The 16,071-nt window shown below is 72.4% G+C and carries 19 protein-coding genes; 6 read left to right on the top strand and 13 right to left on the bottom strand.

Going from position 1 to position 16,071, the window contains the following annotated elements; translation table 11 throughout:
- Window positions 1-76: 76 nt before the first annotated feature.
- From ACI79I_RS16570 to ACI79I_RS16585, 4 genes are read right to left on the bottom strand one after another with little or no spacing between them, the layout of a single operon-like run.
- Window positions 77-1,207, bottom strand: coding sequence for a YihY/virulence factor BrkB family protein (locus ACI79I_RS16570; RefSeq protein WP_456993422.1), 1,131 nt, complete (start codon window positions 1,205-1,207; stop codon window positions 77-79).
- Window position 1,208: 1 nt separating this feature from the next.
- Window positions 1,209-1,484: a DUF4235 domain-containing protein gene (locus ACI79I_RS16575; protein ID WP_456993423.1), complete on the bottom strand. Its 276-nt coding sequence runs from the start codon at window positions 1,482-1,484 to the stop codon at window positions 1,209-1,211.
- Window positions 1,481-1,939, bottom strand: coding sequence for a DUF3618 domain-containing protein (locus tag ACI79I_RS16580; protein WP_456993424.1), 459 nt, complete (start codon window positions 1,937-1,939; stop codon window positions 1,481-1,483). The genes ACI79I_RS16575 and ACI79I_RS16580 overlap by 4 nt, the downstream gene beginning before the upstream one ends.
- Entirely contained in the window at window positions 1,936-2,373 is a 438-nt protein-coding gene (locus ACI79I_RS16585) for a phage holin family protein (protein WP_456993425.1), read from the bottom strand. The genes ACI79I_RS16580 and ACI79I_RS16585 overlap by 4 nt, the downstream gene beginning before the upstream one ends.
- Window positions 2,374-2,490: 117 nt before the next feature.
- Between ACI79I_RS16585 and ACI79I_RS16590 the strand changes: the two genes are divergently transcribed.
- Window positions 2,491-2,703, top strand: coding sequence for a hypothetical protein (locus ACI79I_RS16590; RefSeq protein WP_456993426.1), 213 nt, complete (start codon window positions 2,491-2,493; stop codon window positions 2,701-2,703).
- 84 nt (window positions 2,704-2,787) lie between these two features.
- Here the strand turns inward: ACI79I_RS16590 and ACI79I_RS16595 are convergent, their stop codons facing one another.
- Window positions 2,788-3,771: an aldo/keto reductase family protein gene (locus ACI79I_RS16595; protein ID WP_456993427.1), complete on the bottom strand. Its 984-nt coding sequence runs from the start codon at window positions 3,769-3,771 to the stop codon at window positions 2,788-2,790.
- A gap of 59 nt (window positions 3,772-3,830) precedes the next feature.
- Window positions 3,831-4,439, bottom strand: a complete 609-nt coding sequence (locus ACI79I_RS16600; protein ID WP_456993429.1) for a DUF3043 domain-containing protein — start codon at window positions 4,437-4,439, stop codon at window positions 3,831-3,833.
- 145 nt (window positions 4,440-4,584) lie between these two features.
- On the opposite strand from ACI79I_RS16600, the gene ACI79I_RS16605 reads away from it, so the two are divergent.
- Window positions 4,585-4,932 (top strand): HesB/IscA family protein, encoded by a 348-nt coding sequence (locus ACI79I_RS16605; protein ID WP_456948428.1) that lies wholly within the window; start codon window positions 4,585-4,587, stop codon window positions 4,930-4,932.
- 84 nt (window positions 4,933-5,016) lie between these two features.
- Here the strand turns inward: ACI79I_RS16605 and asnB are convergent, their stop codons facing one another.
- Genes asnB through ACI79I_RS16620 form a run of 3 tightly spaced genes read right to left on the bottom strand, consistent with a single transcriptional unit; the run spans window position 5,017 to window position 7,764 of the window.
- Window positions 5,017-6,966 (bottom strand): asparagine synthase (glutamine-hydrolyzing), encoded by a 1,950-nt coding sequence (gene asnB, locus ACI79I_RS16610; protein WP_456993430.1) that lies wholly within the window; start codon window positions 6,964-6,966, stop codon window positions 5,017-5,019.
- 56 nt (window positions 6,967-7,022) lie between these two features.
- On the bottom strand, window positions 7,023-7,409 hold the full coding sequence (locus ACI79I_RS16615; protein ID WP_456993431.1) for a DUF3817 domain-containing protein: 387 nt from the start codon (window positions 7,407-7,409) through the stop codon (window positions 7,023-7,025).
- Window positions 7,399-7,764, bottom strand: coding sequence for a metalloprotease (locus tag ACI79I_RS16620; RefSeq protein ID WP_456993433.1), 366 nt, complete (start codon window positions 7,762-7,764; stop codon window positions 7,399-7,401). Before ACI79I_RS16620 ends, ACI79I_RS16615 begins: the two co-directional genes overlap by 11 nt.
- A 280-nt stretch (window positions 7,765-8,044) precedes the next feature.
- Between ACI79I_RS16620 and ctaC the strand changes: the two genes are divergently transcribed.
- Together ctaC and ACI79I_RS16630 are read left to right on the top strand one after the other, a co-directional pair.
- Complete coding sequence (gene ctaC, locus ACI79I_RS16625) at window positions 8,045-8,914, top strand: aa3-type cytochrome oxidase subunit II (RefSeq protein WP_456993434.1); 870 nt, start codon at window positions 8,045-8,047, stop codon at window positions 8,912-8,914.
- A 45-nt stretch (window positions 8,915-8,959) separates the two neighbouring features.
- A complete protein-coding gene (locus ACI79I_RS16630; RefSeq protein WP_456948131.1) occupies window positions 8,960-9,361 on the top strand; it encodes a cytochrome c oxidase subunit 4 in 402 nt (133 codons plus the stop codon).
- Between the two features lie 738 nt (window positions 9,362-10,099).
- Here the strand turns inward: ACI79I_RS16630 and qcrB are convergent.
- The 4 genes from qcrB to ctaE form a co-directional block, all read right to left on the bottom strand.
- Window positions 10,100-11,764, bottom strand: coding sequence for a cytochrome bc1 complex cytochrome b subunit (qcrB, locus tag ACI79I_RS16635; protein ID WP_456993435.1), 1,665 nt, complete (start codon window positions 11,762-11,764; stop codon window positions 10,100-10,102).
- A complete protein-coding gene (qcrA, locus tag ACI79I_RS16640) occupies window positions 11,764-12,876 on the bottom strand; it encodes a cytochrome bc1 complex Rieske iron-sulfur subunit (protein WP_456993436.1) in 1,113 nt (370 codons plus the stop codon). The genes qcrB and qcrA overlap by 1 nt, the downstream gene beginning before the upstream one ends.
- A 70-nt stretch (window positions 12,877-12,946) precedes the next feature.
- Window positions 12,947-13,834, bottom strand: coding sequence for a cytochrome bc1 complex diheme cytochrome c subunit (qcrC, locus tag ACI79I_RS16645; RefSeq protein WP_456993437.1), 888 nt, complete (start codon window positions 13,832-13,834; stop codon window positions 12,947-12,949).
- Window positions 13,835-13,841: 7 nt separating this feature from the next.
- On the bottom strand, window positions 13,842-14,456 hold the full coding sequence (gene ctaE, locus ACI79I_RS16650) for an aa3-type cytochrome oxidase subunit III (protein ID WP_456948127.1): 615 nt from the start codon (window positions 14,454-14,456) through the stop codon (window positions 13,842-13,844).
- Window positions 14,457-14,587: 131 nt separating this feature from the next.
- Here ctaE and ACI79I_RS16655 point away from each other — a divergent pair, with 131 nt between their 5' ends.
- On the top strand, window positions 14,588-15,004 hold the full coding sequence (locus ACI79I_RS16655; protein ID WP_456993438.1) for a hypothetical protein: 417 nt from the start codon (window positions 14,588-14,590) through the stop codon (window positions 15,002-15,004).
- A complete protein-coding gene (gene trpD, locus ACI79I_RS16660; protein ID WP_456993439.1) occupies window positions 15,001-16,056 on the top strand; it encodes an anthranilate phosphoribosyltransferase in 1,056 nt (351 codons plus the stop codon). The genes ACI79I_RS16655 and trpD overlap by 4 nt, the downstream gene beginning before the upstream one ends.
- Window positions 16,057-16,071 lie beyond the last annotated feature (15 nt).

Here is a 16,071-nt window from a genome sequence, read left to right on the forward strand (position 1 = left end):
CACCGCCACCGGGGGAGCCGGGGACGGGACCGCCGGTTCCCCCAGGCTCGGAGCGGGCCTAGACGAGGCCTCCCGGTCACTTCCGGGTCGGGTCCTTGTCCTCCTTGGTGGGCTCGGGCTTGTCGGGCAGCGTGTCGGCCACGACCGCGTCGCGCTCGCCCATGGGCCGCGGCTCCCCGGAGGTGGTGTCCTGGGCCGTCTGGTGCTCGGCCTCGGAGTTGATCTCCGCGCCCAGCAGGATGAGGTAGCAGGTGAGGTACAGCCACAGCATCAGGACGATGACGCCGGCGATCGTGCCGTAGGTCTTGTCGTAGGAGCCGAAGTTGTTCACGTAGAAGCTGAACAGCAGGCTGACGACCGCCCAGACGAGCGTCACCACGATCGACCCGAGGCTGACCCACCGGAGCCTGGGCGCGTCCCGGTCGGGCGCCACCCGGTAGAGGACGGCGAGCGAGCCGGCCATGACCGCGAGGATCAGCACCCACCGGATGACCTGCGCGAGGACGGTCCCCACGACCCCCAGCGGCAGCGCGTCCAACACGGCCGGGACGACGGCGACGAGGCCGAACGTCAGCAGGATGAAGACGATCGCCCCCAGGGTGAGGGCCAGCGACGTCGCCCGGAGCCTCACGAAGTTCCGGGTCTCGACCTCGTCGTAGGCCAGGTTCACCGCGGTGATGAGGTTGTTGACCCCGCCGGAGGCACTCCACAGCGCGCCGACGACGGAGAAGACCAGGCCGAAGGTCAGCGCGCCGCCGCTGCGCTCGGTGATCGACGTCAACTGCTGCCCGATCAGGTCCGCCGCGCTCTCGGGCAGCTGGGCCGAGAGGTCCTCGACCTGCCGGGCGACGGTCTCCGGCGAGGCCACCAGGCCGTAGATCGAGATCATCGCGATCAGGGCAGGGAAGACCGCGAGGAAGGCGAAGAAGGCGACGCCGCCGGCGATGATCGGCATGTTGTCGGCCTTGTTCTCCGCCCAGGCCCGCTTCACCACCTGCTTCCAGCCGCGCAGGGGGATCTGGGTCGGCTTGTCCGCGCCGATGCCCGGCAGCGACCGCTCGTCCAGCCCCCCGGGCGGCCGGGGGGAGGGGGCCGGCTGCCCGCCGCGCCGGGCCGCCTCGGCCGCGGCCGCACGCCGCGCCGCCTTCTCCTCGACGCGCTCGCGGATCCGGTCGACCGCGCTCTCGTGGTGTCGGGTGCCGGACACGTCAGTCGCCCGGCCAGCTGCCGGTCAGCTTGGTGAACCCTCGGGCGCCCAGCCGGTCGATGGCGGCCTTGGTGGCGGCGAAGATCGCGCCCTGCAGGGCGGCGGCCAGCACGACCTCACGCATCCGGTACTCGCTCTGCAGGGCGTCGGGTGCGTCCTCCTCGTGGGAGACCCGCTTCCACACCTGCTTGAAGATCGTCCCGGAGACCACGCCGGCGAGGACGCCGCCGAGCAGGCCGATCGGGCGGTAGGCCAGCTTGGCTCCCTTGCTGCTCACTTCGTCCTCCTCGCGGCGGCCCGGCGGGCCTTCTGTCGGGCCTTCTGCCGGGCCTTCTGCCTGGTCTTCGTCGTCTTCGCAGCCTGGCGAGCGGCCGTCTCCGCCGCGGCGCGGCGGGCGGCGAGCTGCTTGGCGGCCCGCTTCGCGTCGCGCTTGGCCGCGCGCTCGGCCCGGCGGCGGTCACGGGTCCGTCGCCGCCACACCAGCAGGCCGATCAGGCCGGCCAGCGCACCCCCCGCGCCGATCACCGTCGGTGGGCTCTCGCGGTAGGTCTCGACGGCGGTGTCCCGGGCGCGGAAGGCGCCCTCCTTGGCACGGGCCGGGACGTCGAGACGGTGGGAGAGCTCGTCGACCGTGCGGCTGAGCTGTTCCCGGGTGGCCTCGATGTCGGCCTTGATGGCGTCGGGGTCGCGCGGCGTGGTGTCGCCGGCTCCGGAGCTGGCAGGGGTGCTCACCGGCGGGCACTCTCCTTCACCGTCGCGATGTCGGTCCTGGTGCTGGCGATCGCCTCGGTCGGCACGGGGGGCGTCGCCTTCTGCACGTCCTTCTTGCCGATCAGGGCGAGGACCCCGGCGACGGCGAACAGCACGACGGTCACGATCAGCGCGGCGGCCCAGGCCGGCAGGGCCAGGTCCAGCAGGAGGATCGCGGTGGCGACCAGGGCCGCCGTCCCGAGGAACGCGAACAGCCCGGCGCCGCCGAACAGGCCCGCACCGACGCCGAGGCGCTTGGCCTTCTGCGTGACCTCGGCCTGCGCCAGCCGGGCCTCGTCACGGACCAGGCGGGAGATCTGCTCGGTGAGCTGGCCGATCAACTGGCCCGTCGAGGCGTCCTCGGGGGCTGGTGGTGGAGCGGTCGCGCGGCTCGCGCCCGCTGTGGGCTGGGTCATCGGTCCTCCGGTCCGGTCCTGGACGGTCGATGACCTGACATGCCCGCGACGCTCGCCGGGGTAACGCACGGCCGACTGTGACTCGGGCGCCGACGGCGCGGTCACTAGCCTCGGCACATGAGCTGGTACTGGCGGTTGGAGGACCCCTCGGGGGTGGAGGTCGACCCCGCGTCGGTGGGGGTCGAGATCCCGGAGGCGGAGAACCAGGGCGACGCGGAGTCCTGGCTGGGGGAGCACTGGCGGGTGCTGCTGGAACGCGGGGTGGCCACGGTGCGGCTCTTCGACGGCGACCAGGAGGTCTACGGCCCGATGGGGCTGGCAGCGACGTAGCCGGGGCGGACGGCGGGCTTCCGCCCCGGCGGCCTCCCTGCACGGGCCCGCCGGAGCCTGCGAGCGGTGGGGGGAGGTCCTCGCTCAGCCGCGGGCGGTCTTCGCCGGGTCCCGCTCGACCACGTCGCCAAGCACCTCGTCGATCCGCGCCAGGACGTCGGCGTCCAGCCGCACCCCGGCGGCCTGCACGTTGTCCTGCACCTGCTCGGGCCGGGTGGCGCCGATGATCGCCGCCGCCACGTTCTGGTTCTGCAGCACCCACGCCACCGCGAGCTGGGCCATGGACAGGCCCAGGTCCTCGGCGACCGGCCGCAGCCCCTGCACGCGGCTGAGGACGTCGTCCCGGAGGAACCGCTGCATGGACCCGCCGACCTCGGCGTGCCCACCGCGGCTGTCGGCCGGGGGTTGCTGGCCGGGCAGGTACTTGCCGGTGAGCACGCCCTGGGCCAGCGGGGACCACACGATCTGGGACAGCCCCTCCTTCTCGGAGGTGGGGACGACCTCGTCCTCGATCACCCGCCACAGCATCGAGTACTGCGGCTGGTTGCTGATGAGCTGGACGCCGAGGTCGCGGGCCAGGGCGGCGCCCGCGGCGATCTCCTCGGCGCGCCACTCGGAGACGCCGATGTAGAGCACCTTGCCCGCCCGCACGAGGTCGGCGAAGGCGGTCATCGTCTCCTCGAGCGGGACCGTGGGGTCGTACCGGTGCGCCTGGTAGAGGTCGACGTAGTCGGTCTGCAGCCGGCGCAGCGACGCGTGGCAGCTCTCCACGATGTGCTTGCGGCCCAGGCCGCGGTCGTTCCGGCCGGGACCGGTGGGCCAGTAGACCTTGGTGAAGACCTCCAGGCCCTCGCGGCGCTGCCCGGCCAGCGCCCGGCCCAGCACCGACTCGGCGCGGGTGCCGGCATAGACGTCGGCGGTGTCGAACGTGGTGATGCCGGCGTCGAGGGCGGCCCGCACGCAGGCGTGCGCGGCGTCCTCCTCGACCTGGCCGCCGTGGGTCAGCCAGTTGCCGTAGGCGATCTCGGAGATGGTGAGGCCGGAGCGGCCCAGTCGTCGGAATTCCACGGGCACCGACGCTAGCGGCCCCCTGCAGGGCCCGCCGCGAGCCTGCCAGGGGGCCTTCGTCAGACCTGGGCGCCCAGTGCCACCTCGGGCTTGGGGAAACGCCAGCGGCGGACCATCGTGGACCGGCTGATGCCGTACCAGACCAGCCCGCGCATCTTGTGGTCCTGGTTCGGGAAGCGCTCGAGCACCTTCTTCTTGATCCGCCGGCCGAGGAACACCGAGTCGACGATGATCACCAGGAAGAACAGGAACCAGATGAAGACCGTGTAGCTCTGCACCGCGGGGCTGGGCACGAAGTAGCCCGCGAGCACCAGCGCGGCCACGAGGAGGAAGAAGCTGCCGGCGTTGCGCCGGGCGTCGACGACGTCGCGCACCAGCTTGCGGACCGGCCCCCGGTCGCGGGCGGGCAGGTAGCTGTCGTCGCCCCGCAGCGCCCCGGCCCGCGCGGCGGTGCGCTGGGACGCCTGCTGCTCGCGCATCCGCTTGTAGGCCTCCTTGCGCGTGGTGGGAGGCGGCGGGGGAGGCCCGGGACGGCGTCCCTGGGCCTCGTTGCGCTTGGGTGTGGGCCGGCCCTTGCCGCCCGACTTCACCAGCTGGGTGGTCAGGTCGACGTCGGCGTCGGGCGCGGTCTCGGCGCGGTCCTTGCGCCCGGGCAGGCGGAGCTTCACGCCCGCGAGTCTACGTGTGACCTCGCCCGTTCCCCGCTCGCGTGCGTGGCTGCGCCGTACAGTGGGAAGAGGCTCCGCTCCGGCGGTGTTGGCCTGCTGCAGGACGTGCCGCAGCAGGCACCCTCGAACGTGGGAGGACGACAACATGACGGTGCAGGACACCGCAGCGACCGGCGTGGTTCTGAGCGAGCCCGCCGCCGCGAAGGTCAAGGCGCTGCTGGACCAGGAGGGCCGCGACGACCTGCGGCTGCGCATCGCCGTCCAGCCCGGCGGCTGCTCCGGCCTGCGCTACCAGCTCTTCTTCGACGAGCGCTTCCTCGACGGCGACCAGACCTTCGAGTTCGGTGGCGTCGAGGTCATCGTCGACCGGATGAGCGGGCCCTACCTGGGCGGCGCGGTGATCGACTTCGTGGACACGATCGAGAAGCAGGGCTTCACGATCGACAACCCGAACGCGCAGGGCTCCTGCGCCTGCGGCGACTCCTTCCACTGAGCGCCGCTCCAGCGCCACACGACAGCGCCCGGTCCCTCGGCAGAGGGCCCGGGCGCTGTCGTCGTCCGGGGCCGGGGCCGGGTCCTACAGCCTGACGGGGTAGACGGTCTCGGGGATCTGCGGGCGGATCCGCTCCTCGACGAAGATCCCGTGCCAGACCATGAAGACCAGCACCTCCCACACCTGTCGGGCGATCCGCTTGCTGGGCACCTCGGCCTCGCGCAGCCGGTCGAGCAGGCCGAGCACGTGGTCGCGGTCGAGCCACTCGTCGGTCTGGCTCTCGGTGACGACGTCCCGTGCCCAGTCGTGCAGCGGGCCGGCGAGGAAGTCCGCGGTCGGCACGGGGAAGCCGAGCTTGCGCCGGTGCAGGATCGAGGGTGGGACGATCTGCTCCATCGCCCGGCGCAGCGCGTACTTGGTGGCCCCCGCCCGGTCCCCGGAGCCGTTGCGCGGGACCCGCTGGTCCAGCGGGATGGTGCTGGCCAGCGCGAACACCTCGGGGTCGAGGAACGGCACGCGCAGCTCGAGGGAGTTGGCCATGGTCATCTTGTCGGCCTTGACCAGGATGTCCCCGCGCAGCCAGGTGAACAGGTCCACGTACTGCATGGCCGTCACGTCGTCGTAGCCGGCCTCGCGGGTCTGCCGGTAGAGGTCCTCGGTCACCGTCACGTGGGACAGGTCCGCGTCGTGGCCCCGCATCAGCGCCTTGAGCTCGGCCACCGAGAAGTTCCGGGCGTTGCCGTAGTAGCGCTCCTCCAGCGGGATCGAGGCCCGGCGCAGCAGGTCCTTGCCCCGCATCCCCTCGGGCAGCCGGCCGGAGAGCCCGGCCATCGCCCGCTTGGCGACCCGCGGCAGCCGCTCGGCCCAGGCCAGGCTCAGCGGCTCCCGGTAGATCGTGTAGCCGCCGAACAGCTCGTCGGCCCCCTCGCCGGAGAGCACCACCTTCACGTGCTTGCGGGCCTCGCGGGCCACGAAGTACAGCGGCACCAGCGCGGGGTCGGCCACCGGGTCGTCGAGGTACCAGACCACCTCGGGGATGGCGGCGGCGAACTGCTGGGCGTCGATGACCACGGGCACGTGCTTGACGCCGAGGGTCGCCGCCGACTCGGCGGCGATGTCCACCTCGGACGTCGACTCCCGCTCGAAGCCGACCGTGAAGGTCATCAGGTCGGGGTTGTAGCGGTGGGCCAGCGCCGCGATGGCGGTGGAGTCGATGCCGCTGGAGAGGAACGACCCCACCGTGACGTCGGCGCGCATGTGCTTGGCCACCGACTCGTCGAGGGCCGCGGCGATGCGGTCGTAGAGCTCCTGCTCGCGCCCGGCGGCCACCGGCTGCGGCCGGAAGGTCGGGTGGAAGTACCGGCTGGTGCGCAGCTCGCCGTCCACCACGGTGAAGCTGGTGCCGCTCTCGATGCGGCGGATGCCGCGGTGCAGCGTCGCCGGCTCCGGCACGTACTGCAGCGTGAGGTAGTGCTGGAGCGAGGCGGGGTCCACACCGCCGGCGGCCTCGCTGCCCCCGAGCATCTCCAGCACGGCCTTCTTCTCGGAGCTGAAGACCAGGCCGCCGTCGGCCAGGCGGGCGGTGAACAGCGGCTTGATGCCGAACGGGTCGCGGGCGCCGAACGCCGTCCGGGTGTGGGTGTCCCAGATGACGAACGAGAACATGCCGCGCAGCCGGCGGACGACGTCCTGCCCCCACAGGTGGTAGCCGGCGACGATCGTCTCGGTGTCGCCGTGCGTGGTCAGCTCTGCGCCCGCGGCGGCGAGCTCCTCGCGGAGTTCCAGGTAGTTGTAGATCTCGCCGTTGAACAGGATGCGGTAGCGGTCGCCGGCGTAGGGGAGCGGCTGCGGGCTGCCCTCGAGGTCGATGATCGACAGGCGGTTGAAGCCGAGCACCACGCGGGAGTCCGACCACACCGCGGTGTCGTCGGGACCGCGGTGGTGCAGGCAGTGCAGGGCGTCCTGGACGCCCGAGACGTGGGAGTCGCCGACCCGGTCGGCGTCGGTGGACAGGTAGGCCAGCAGGCCGCACATGAGGCGCAGGTCTCCGGGGGGTCGGCTCGAGTCCCGGCCGAGGGGCCGGGACGGGGTCAGACGCGCTCGCCGGCGCGGGTCTTGCGGGTGGCGATCCGCTCGGCGACGAAGGACACGATCGGGATGGTCCCCGCCAGCAGCACGAGGACCGTCCCCTTGAGCGTCCACCACGCACGCAGCGCGAGGTCGCAGGCGGTGAGGAAGAAGATGGCGTAGAGCCAGCCGTGCAGGGTGCCGATGACGGCGACCGGTGTGTCCGTGCCGCCGAGGTACTTCAGCGGCACCGCCACCAGGATGAGCGCGATGAGCAGCACCCCGACGACCCACGCCATCACCCGGTACCGGGTCAGGGCCGCGGGCACCCCCTGACCGACCCGGCGGGCGAGGGTGCGGGGCAGGCCGCGGCCGCGCGGGGACGACGCGACGTCGGGCTCAACGCCCATTGCTGCTCCGCCGGCCGAGGGCCTTCTCGTTCAGCTCGGCCAGGTAGGCGTTGTAGGCCGCCAGCTCGGGGTCTCCGGTGGTGTCGATGCGGGGCCGCTGGTAGAGGACCAGGGAGTTGCCCGGCTCGTCCTCGTCGGGGTCGCGCCGCAGCTCGTCACGGACCATGCGGATGTAGAAGAACAGGCCCATGCACCCGTACAGCGGCCACTGCAGGGCGTAGCTCCAGTTCACCGCTCCGCCGCCGGCCTCGGCCTTGGTCAGCTGCCAGTAGCCGAGGAAGAAGGTGGCCACGAACAGGGCGGCCACCACCAGGTGCAGCACCACCCACATCGGGGTCAGCAGCCGGGTCCACACGGCCTCGACTGTAACCGCCGCGACGCTCCGCACGGGGTCGCCGGTGAGGGGTCTCACCGGCGTGCCCACCGTGCGCGGACGAGCCGGCAGTGCCGCCGTCGGGCCGCGGCGCGGCGCGACCCGCCGGGACGCCGTCTCCGGTGGTCGGCCGCCATGCGGGGTCGGCTAGTCTCGCCGCAGACTGTGGTCGGCACAGAGGTCGTTCACCGCCTACCGGTGGACGGCGCGCCGGGGAAGACCGTCCGGGTTGTCCGGGCGGGGGACGAGGAGGCAGCGAGCAGTGGCTCGAGGCAGCAGGCTCGCGCGGGGCGCCGCGCTCGGTCTCCTGGGGGTGGTCACCCTCACCGGGTGCACGCCCAACAACGAGTTCTGGCGCTGGGGGTGGCCCGACGGGGTCACCGACGAGGCCTTCGCCATGCGGGACCTGTGGATCTGGTCGGTCATCGCGGCGCTGCTCGTCGGCATCGGCGTGTGGGCCCTGATCCTCTGGTCGGTCGTCCGCCACCGGAAGCGCGGCGACGAGCTGCCCAAGCAGACGGCGTACAACCTGCCGCTGGAGATCGTCTACACGATCATCCCGTTCCTCATCATCGCCGGGCTGTTCTTCTTCACCGTGGTGACGCAGAACAAGGTGATGGAGCGCAGCGAGGACCCCGACGTGACGGTCGCGGTCAACGCGTTCAAGTGGAACTGGCAGTTCGTCTACCCCGAGACCACCGGGCAGGACGGCGAGCCGGTCAACACGGTCGGCAACAGCGAGGAGATCCCGATCCTCGTCCTGCCCACCGACCAGACCGTCCGGTTCGAGGTCGCCTCGGCCGACGTCATCCACTCCTTCTGGGTGCCGGAGTTCCTCTTCAAGCTCGACGTCATCCCGGGCAACGAGAACGGCCGCGACAACGTCTTCGAGGTGACCATCCGCGAGGAGGGCGCCTTCGTCGGGCGCTGTGCCGAGCTGTGCGGCACCTACCACGCCTACATGAACTTCGAGGTGCGGGCCGTCTCGCCGGAGGACTACGACGCCTACCTGGCGGCCCGGGAGTCGGGGCTGAGCACCTTCGACGCGCTGGAGAGCATCGGCGTGCCCGGTGAGGCCCAGACCACGTCGCCCTGGGACCTCGTCGACGACGCGCAGCGGGCCGATGGCTGACCGGCGTCTCCGCCCGGGTTCCACCACGCAGCAGGAGGGACGGCCGTGAAGGTCGAAGCGCTCATCTTCAACATCATCGGGGTGTTCTGCATCGCGATGGCGATCGTCTACGGGGTGTGGTCCCGGGAGCCGATCGGTACCACGGCGCTCGTCCTCTCCGGCGGCCTGACCTTCCTCATCGGCGGCTTCTTCTGGTTCGTGTCGCGCCGCATCGACGCGCGACCCGAGGACCGCAAGGACGCCGACATCGCTGACGGCGCTGGCGAGCTGGGCTTCTTCAGCCCGGCCAGCTACTGGCCGTTCGGCATCGCCCTGTCGGCGGGTCTGATGGGTGTGGCGCTCGCGTTCTTCTACCCGTGGCTGATCATCCTGGCCGCCGCGGCGCTGCTGATCACCATCGGCGGGCTGCTGTTCGAGTACTACGTGGGGCAGAACGCGCACAGCTGACGCGCCTGCCGCTCGTCCACGAGGGCCCCTCCCCGCTCCGGCGGGGAGGGGCCCTCGTCGTGGTGCGGGTCCGGCGGGTCGCCGCGGCGTCGCGGGCCGCAGGGTGCGGCGGTGCGGTGCACGCGAACGTGATCCGCGACGTCCTCGGGGCTGCGGCGGTCGGCGGTGACGTCTCACGGGAGGGAGGGGATCGCCCGGCAGCCCCGCCGCCGGGTGACCGGGCCGGCCGCCGGCACCCATCCGAGGCACACCCTCGAGGGCACGGCGCGTGCCACGTCCTGCGCGGCGCGGGTGGTCGGTGTGACCGGGGCGGGCCACCGGCGTCCCGGTCGGTCCGCAGGCGTGGGGTGCCGGCGCGGGTGTCCCCCAAGGTCCCGCTGGGCGGTCGGGGCCGCCCACAGGGGCGCTGAGGGGGCGGCAGCCGCCGTCCTGCCCGCGCAGGGCCGGGCCTGGGTCACCCGTCGGCCGAGCCGCGCGGTGTGGCGCCCGTGGGCGACATCGGACGGCCGCGGTCGCCGGCGGTCGCCGGCCCCGCGCGCAGCCTGGTGCTGCGGGCTCCGTCGTCCGCGTGGGCGACGTCGTGGGTCCCGCGCTCGGCGACGCGGAGCCGGTGGTTCCACGCCCGTGGGCGACCGCTGACCGGCGTCGGCGGCTCGGCCGCCCCTCGCGGTGCACCAGGAAGCGCGGAGGGCCCCGACGGACGGATCCGTCGGGGCCCTCCGGTGAGGCGCGGTGCGGTCAGTCGCGCGGCTCCTGCGGCCGGCCACCCTCGGAGGGACGGCCGGAGGTGGTGAGCTCGCGGCTGGCCTGACCGGCGGCCTGGCCGTGCTCCTCCTGCCGCTGCTCGAGCTCGACCCGTGCCGGCTCCTCGATGGGCCGGAAGAACCCGCGGATGGCCCGGCGGGCGCCACCGACCTGGTTCATCCGCTTCGGCACCGGCGCGCCGCCGTAGGCGAGGGTGCCGTGGCCGTGCTCGTCCACCGGCCCGAGGGGCTGGTGCACCTCGATGAACTCACCGTGCGGCAGCCGCCGGATGACGCCGGTCTCGATGCCGTGCTCGAGCACCTCGCGGTCGTGCTTCTCGAGGCCGAGGCAGATCCGGTAGGTGAGCACGTAGGCGATCGGCGGGAGGATGATCACGCCGATGCGGCCGGCCCAGGTCATCGCGTTCAGGCTGATGTCGAACTTCTCGGCGATGACGTCGTTGCCACCCGAGAGCAGCAGCACCACGTAGAACGTGATGGCCATGACGCCCAGCGCCGTCCGCACAGGCACGTCGCGAGGGCGCTGCAGCAGGTGGTGCGACGCGGTGTCGCCGGTGAGCTTGCGCTCGATCATCGGGTAGAGCGCCAGGACCGTGAAGATGATCCCCGCGACGACGACCGTGGGCCAGAACAGCGCCGGGATCGTGTAGTCCCCAGGGAGGTTGAGGTCCCAGGCCGGGAACAGACGCGACGTCCCGTCCAGGAACATGACGTACCAGTCGGGCTGGGACGCCGCGGAGACCTGGGCCGGGTTGTACGGGCCCCACAGCCAGACCGGGTTGATCTGCACCAGCCCACCGAGGGCGGCGCAGACGCCGAACACGATGAAGAACAGGCCGGTCGCCTTGCCCGCGAAGGTCGGGAAGAGCCGGTTGCCGACGACGTTGTGCTCGGTCCGCCCGGGGCCGGGGAACTGGGTGTGCTTCTGCTTGACCAGGATCAGCAGGTGGACGGCGATGAGGGCGAGCATGATCGCCGGGATGAGCAGCACGTGGGCGATGTAGAGCCGCCCGACGATGAACTCGCCGACGTAGTCGCCGTTGAAGACCGCCCAGTGCACCCAGGTGCCGACGACGGGGATCGACAGGATGATCGCCGACATGATCCGCAGGCCGGTGCCCGAGAGCAGGTCGTCGGGGATCGAGTAGCCGGCGAAGCCCTCGCCGATGGCCAGGATCAGCAGCACGACGCCGATCAGCCAGTTGGTCTCCCGCGGCCGGCGGAAGGCGCCGGTGAAGAAGATGCGCAGCAGGTGCACGACGATCGCGGCGACGAACAGCAGGGCCGCCCAGTGGTGCACCTGGCGGATGAAGAGCCCGCCGCGGACGTCGAAGGACAGGCCCAGGGTGGACTCGTAGGCCGCCGACATCTCCACGCCGCGCAGCGGTGCGTAGCTGCCCTCGTAGACGACCTCGCGCATGGAGGCGTCGAAGAAGAAGGTCAGGTACGTGCCCGTGAGCAGCAGGATGACGAACGCGTAGAGCGCGATCTCCCCGAGCAGGAACGACCAGTGGTCCGGGAAGACCTTGTTGAGGGTCCGGCGGAGCGGACCGGCGACGATGAGGCGGTCGTCGAACTCGACGGCAGCCTTGCCGAGCCGCGAGGTGGGGACACCCGGCGCGGTGGCGGTGCGAGCCATCAGATGCGCTCCCGGTTCCAGTAGGTGGGGCCTACAGCCTCAATGTAGTCACTGCGTGCCACGAAGAAGCCCTCCTCGTCGACCGTGATCGGCAGCTGGGGGAGCGGCCGGGTCGCCGGGCCGAAGATCGGCTTGGCGCCCTGCGTGATGTCGAATTGCGACTGGTGACAGGGGCAGAGGATCCGGCTGGTCTCCTGCTCGTACAGGGACACCGGGCAGCCGGCGTGGGTGCAGATCTTGGAGTAGGCGACGTAGTCGCCGTAGCCGAAGTCGTCCTGACCGCGGCGGGGCCGGTCGACGGCCACCTGCTCCGGGCGGAGCCGGAAGAGCATCGTCGCGGCGTCGGACTCGCGGTTCCCGCCCGGAACGGCCGGGAAGACGGTCTCCATCGAGCCGGGCTGCTGGTCGCCGGGTCGGATGGGGGTGCCGTCGTCACGGACCAGGCGGACGCCGCGCGCCCAGCTGGTCTTCCCCAGCGGGTCGCCCGTGTTCGGGTTCTTGATCAGACCGCCCAGCGGCATGAGCAGCATCAGACCCAGGCCGCCGCCCATGAACAGGAGCGAGCGGCTGATCAGCTTGCGCCGGGCGAGGCCGCTGTTGTGCAGACCGCCGACGAGGGTCGCCCCGGTGGTGACCCGGTCGAAGTGGGAACCGTCGTGCTTGTCCTGCACCGCTGTCTCGTGCGGCAGCAGCTTCTTGGTGTAGAGGACGAGGCCGACGCCGACCAGCGCCAGGGAGAGCCCCATCAGGGCACCCAGCAGCGGGGTGAACAGGGCGCTCCAGCCGCGCTCGGTGATGTCCCAGTGCCAGTCCGGGAGGAACCACCCGGAACCGACGTAGACGACCACGAACAGGAGGGCGGCCACGCCGGCCAGGGCGAAGGTGAGGCCCACCTGGCGGACCGCGCGACGCTCCAGGGGCGAGCCCGGCTCGGGGCCCGGGTCGACGTGGAGGATCTCGACGTGGTCGTAGCTGGCGCCGAGGCGGTCGAGCTCCTCCCGCGGCATCGCCGCGAGCTGCTCGGGGGTGTAGAGCTCGTCCGGGCCGCCGACGTGCGGGCCGGGAGCGTCCGCGCCGCCGGCCGAACCGGGGCGGGTCTCGCGCGTGGTCACGCTTCCTCCTCGCTGACGGCCGTGGTCAGCGCTCGCTGGGCGGTCTTCGCTGCGGATCTCGCGGGGCCGCTCACGCCTTGCTCCCCATCCAGAAGATCCCGAAGAGCAGGATGCTGATGCCCACGGTCCAGATGACCAGTCCCTCGGCCGCCGGGCCGAGGCGGCCGATGCCGGCGCCGCCCGGGTCGGCCTGGGCCTTGATGGTCTGGACGTAGTTGATGATCGCCCGCTTCTCCTCCGGGGTGAGCTGGTTGTCCCCGAAGATCGGCATGTTCTCCGGCCCGGAGAGCATCGCGGTGTAGATCTCCATGTCGGTGGTGTCGTTCAGGCTCGGCGCCCGCTTGCCGGAGGAGAGGGCGCCGCCCTCGCCGACGAAGTTGTGGCAGGACGAGCAGTTGAGCCGGAAGAGCTCACCGCCCTGCGCCAGGTCGCCGTCGCGCAGGTCCCCGGAGGGCAGCGTCGGCCCGCCGCCGTTGGCCTGCACGTAGGCCATCAGCTGGTCGATCTCCTCCTCCGAGAAGATGGCGGGCTTGTCAGGTGCCTGGGCCTCCTGCCGGACGAGGGGCATGCGGCCGGTGTGCACCTGGAAGTAGACGGCCGCCTCGCCGACGCCGATGAGCGAGGGCCCCCGGTTCGGGACACCCTCGAGGTTCTCGCCGTGGCAGGTGATGCAGCTGCGTTCGTAGAGCTCGCGGCCGGCGGCCTCGGCCGAGGACTCACCGGCGGTGCCCTCGTCGGTGGCGTACGCCGGCGACAGCGCCGAGTACAGGGCGCCGGTCAGCACGAGGGCGGCCATGAGGCCGGCCACGTTGGCCACGCGGCGGCGGTGCTTGGACCGGCGGCGGGCGCGGGCCGCCGCGGCGGGCGTGCCGTCAGCGGAGCGGCGGGACCAGCGGGCGCGGCCGCGGGGCGACTCGGCGTCGGGCTGGGCGTCGGACTGCGGGTTCGTGGAGGACACCGGTTCCCTAGCGGATCAGGTAGATCGTGGCGAAGAGCCCGACCCACACGACGTCGACGAAGTGCCAGTAGTAGGAGACCACGATGGCCGAGGTCGCCTGTGCCGGCGTGAACCGGCCCATGGTGGACCGGATGAGCATGTAGACGAAGGCGACGAGGCCCCCGATGACGTGCAGCGCGTGGAACCCGGTCGTCAGGTAGAAGACCGACCCGTACGTGGAGCTGGAGATCGTCGTGTCGTGGTCCATGACGAGCACCCGGTACTCGTTGGCCTGGCCGAGCACGAACACCAGGCCCATCACGAAGGTGATCGTGAACCAGCGCCGGAGGCCGTACACGTTGCCGTTCTCCGCCGCGAAGACGCCGAGCTGGCAGGTCACCGAGGACGCCACCAGGATGATCGTGAAGACCAGCGCGTAGGGCAGGTTCAGCTCGGTCGGCTCCGGTGGCCACCCGTCGGTGGCCCGGGCGCGCGCGGTGAAGTACATGGCGAACAGCCCGGCGAAGAACATCAGCTCGCTCGAGAGCCAGATGATCGTGCCGACGCTGACCATGTTCGGTCGGGTCAGGGAGTGCACCCGGGAGGTGTCGAAGGTGCCGCTCGCCACGGGAGCCGTTGTCACGGGCTCATCATGGCATCGGCTCCGGCCAGCCCACGACCGCGGGTGCTGGGTGTGGCGGCCACCGTGACCTCCCCGATACCTGCGTGTGCACGGTCCCCGGGCGCGGGGGTCCCTGCCACTAGGCTGCGGCCGTGAGTGACGCAGCGGCAACCGTCCTGGTGTACAGCTCCCGGCCCGAGGTCCGGGCCGCCGTCCGCACCGCGGTGGGGCGCCGCCCGGCGGCCGACGTCGGCCCTGTGACGTGGGTGGAGTGCGCCACGGGCGAGGAGGTCGTCGAGGCCGTGGACGGCGGCGGCATCGACCTGTGCATCCTCGACGGCGAGGCGCAGCCGACCGGCGGGCTGGCGCTCAGCCGGCAGCTGACCGTCGAGGTGGCCGACCGGCCCGCGGTGTGCGTGCTCATCGCCCGGCAGCCCGACCGCTGGCTGGCGCACTGGTCCCTGGCGGACGCGACGCTGCCGTTCCCGATCGACCCGCTGACCGCCCCCGCCGTCGTCGCCGACCTGCTGCGGGACCGGGTGGGACGCCGCCCGGCCACGCGCCGGTGACCGCCCGCACGCCCACCTGGCCCGCGCTGCTCACCCGGCTGCTGGCCCGCGAGGACCTCTCCAGCGACGAGGCGGCGTGGGCCATGCGGGAGGTGATGGCGGGGGAGGCCACGCCGGCCCAGATCGCCGCCTTCGCCGTCGCGCTGCGCGCCAAGGGGGAGTCGCCGGAGGAGGTCTCCGGCCTGTCGGCCACCATGCTGGAGCGGGCCACGCCGGTGGACCTGCCGCTGGCCTGCGTCGACATCGTGGGCACCGGCGGGGACGGGGCGCACACGGTCAACATCTCGTCGATGGCCGCGGTCGTCGCCGCGGCGGCCGGAGCGCCGGTCGCCAAGCACGGCAACCGGGCCGCGTCGTCGTCCTCCGGGGCCGCGGACGTCCTCGAGGCGCTCGGGGTCGTCATCGACCTCCCGGCCGCGGCGGTCGCCGCCTGTGTGCGGGAGGCCGGGATCGGCTTCTTCTTCGCCCCGGTCTTCCACCCCGGTTTCCGGCACACCGCCGTCCCGCGGCGGGAGATGGGCGTCGGGACGGTCTTCAACTTCCTGGGCCCGCTGGCCAACCCAGCGCGCCCGGTGGCGGCCGCCATCGGCTGTGCCGACGCCCGCATGGCGCCGGTGCTGGCCGCCGTCCTCGCCGGGCGGGGCATGCGCGGCCTGGTGTTCCGCGGGGACGACGGCCTCGACGAGCTCACGACCACCACGACCTCGTCGGTGTGGGTCGTCCGCGACGGCGAGGTGGAGCCCGACCGGCTCGACCCGACCGCCCTGGGGATCGAGGTCCCGCCGCCCGGCGCCCTGCGCGGCGGCGACCCGGCCTTCAACGCCGACGTCTTCCGGCGGGTGGTGGCAGGGGAGCGGGGGCCGGTCCGCGACGCCGTGCTCCTCAACGCCGCCGCCGCGCTGGCCGCGTTCGACGAGCGGACGGGGCGGCTGCACGACGTCCTCGCCGGTGGGCTGGAGCGGGCCGCCGCGGCGATCGACGACGGGCGCGCGCAGGTCCAGTTGGAGCGGTGGGTGACCGTCAGCCGGTCGCTCCGCGCACAGGCCCCGTAGGCCCCCTGCAGGGTC

This window comes from Geodermatophilus sp. SYSU D01105 (assembly GCF_054050095.1).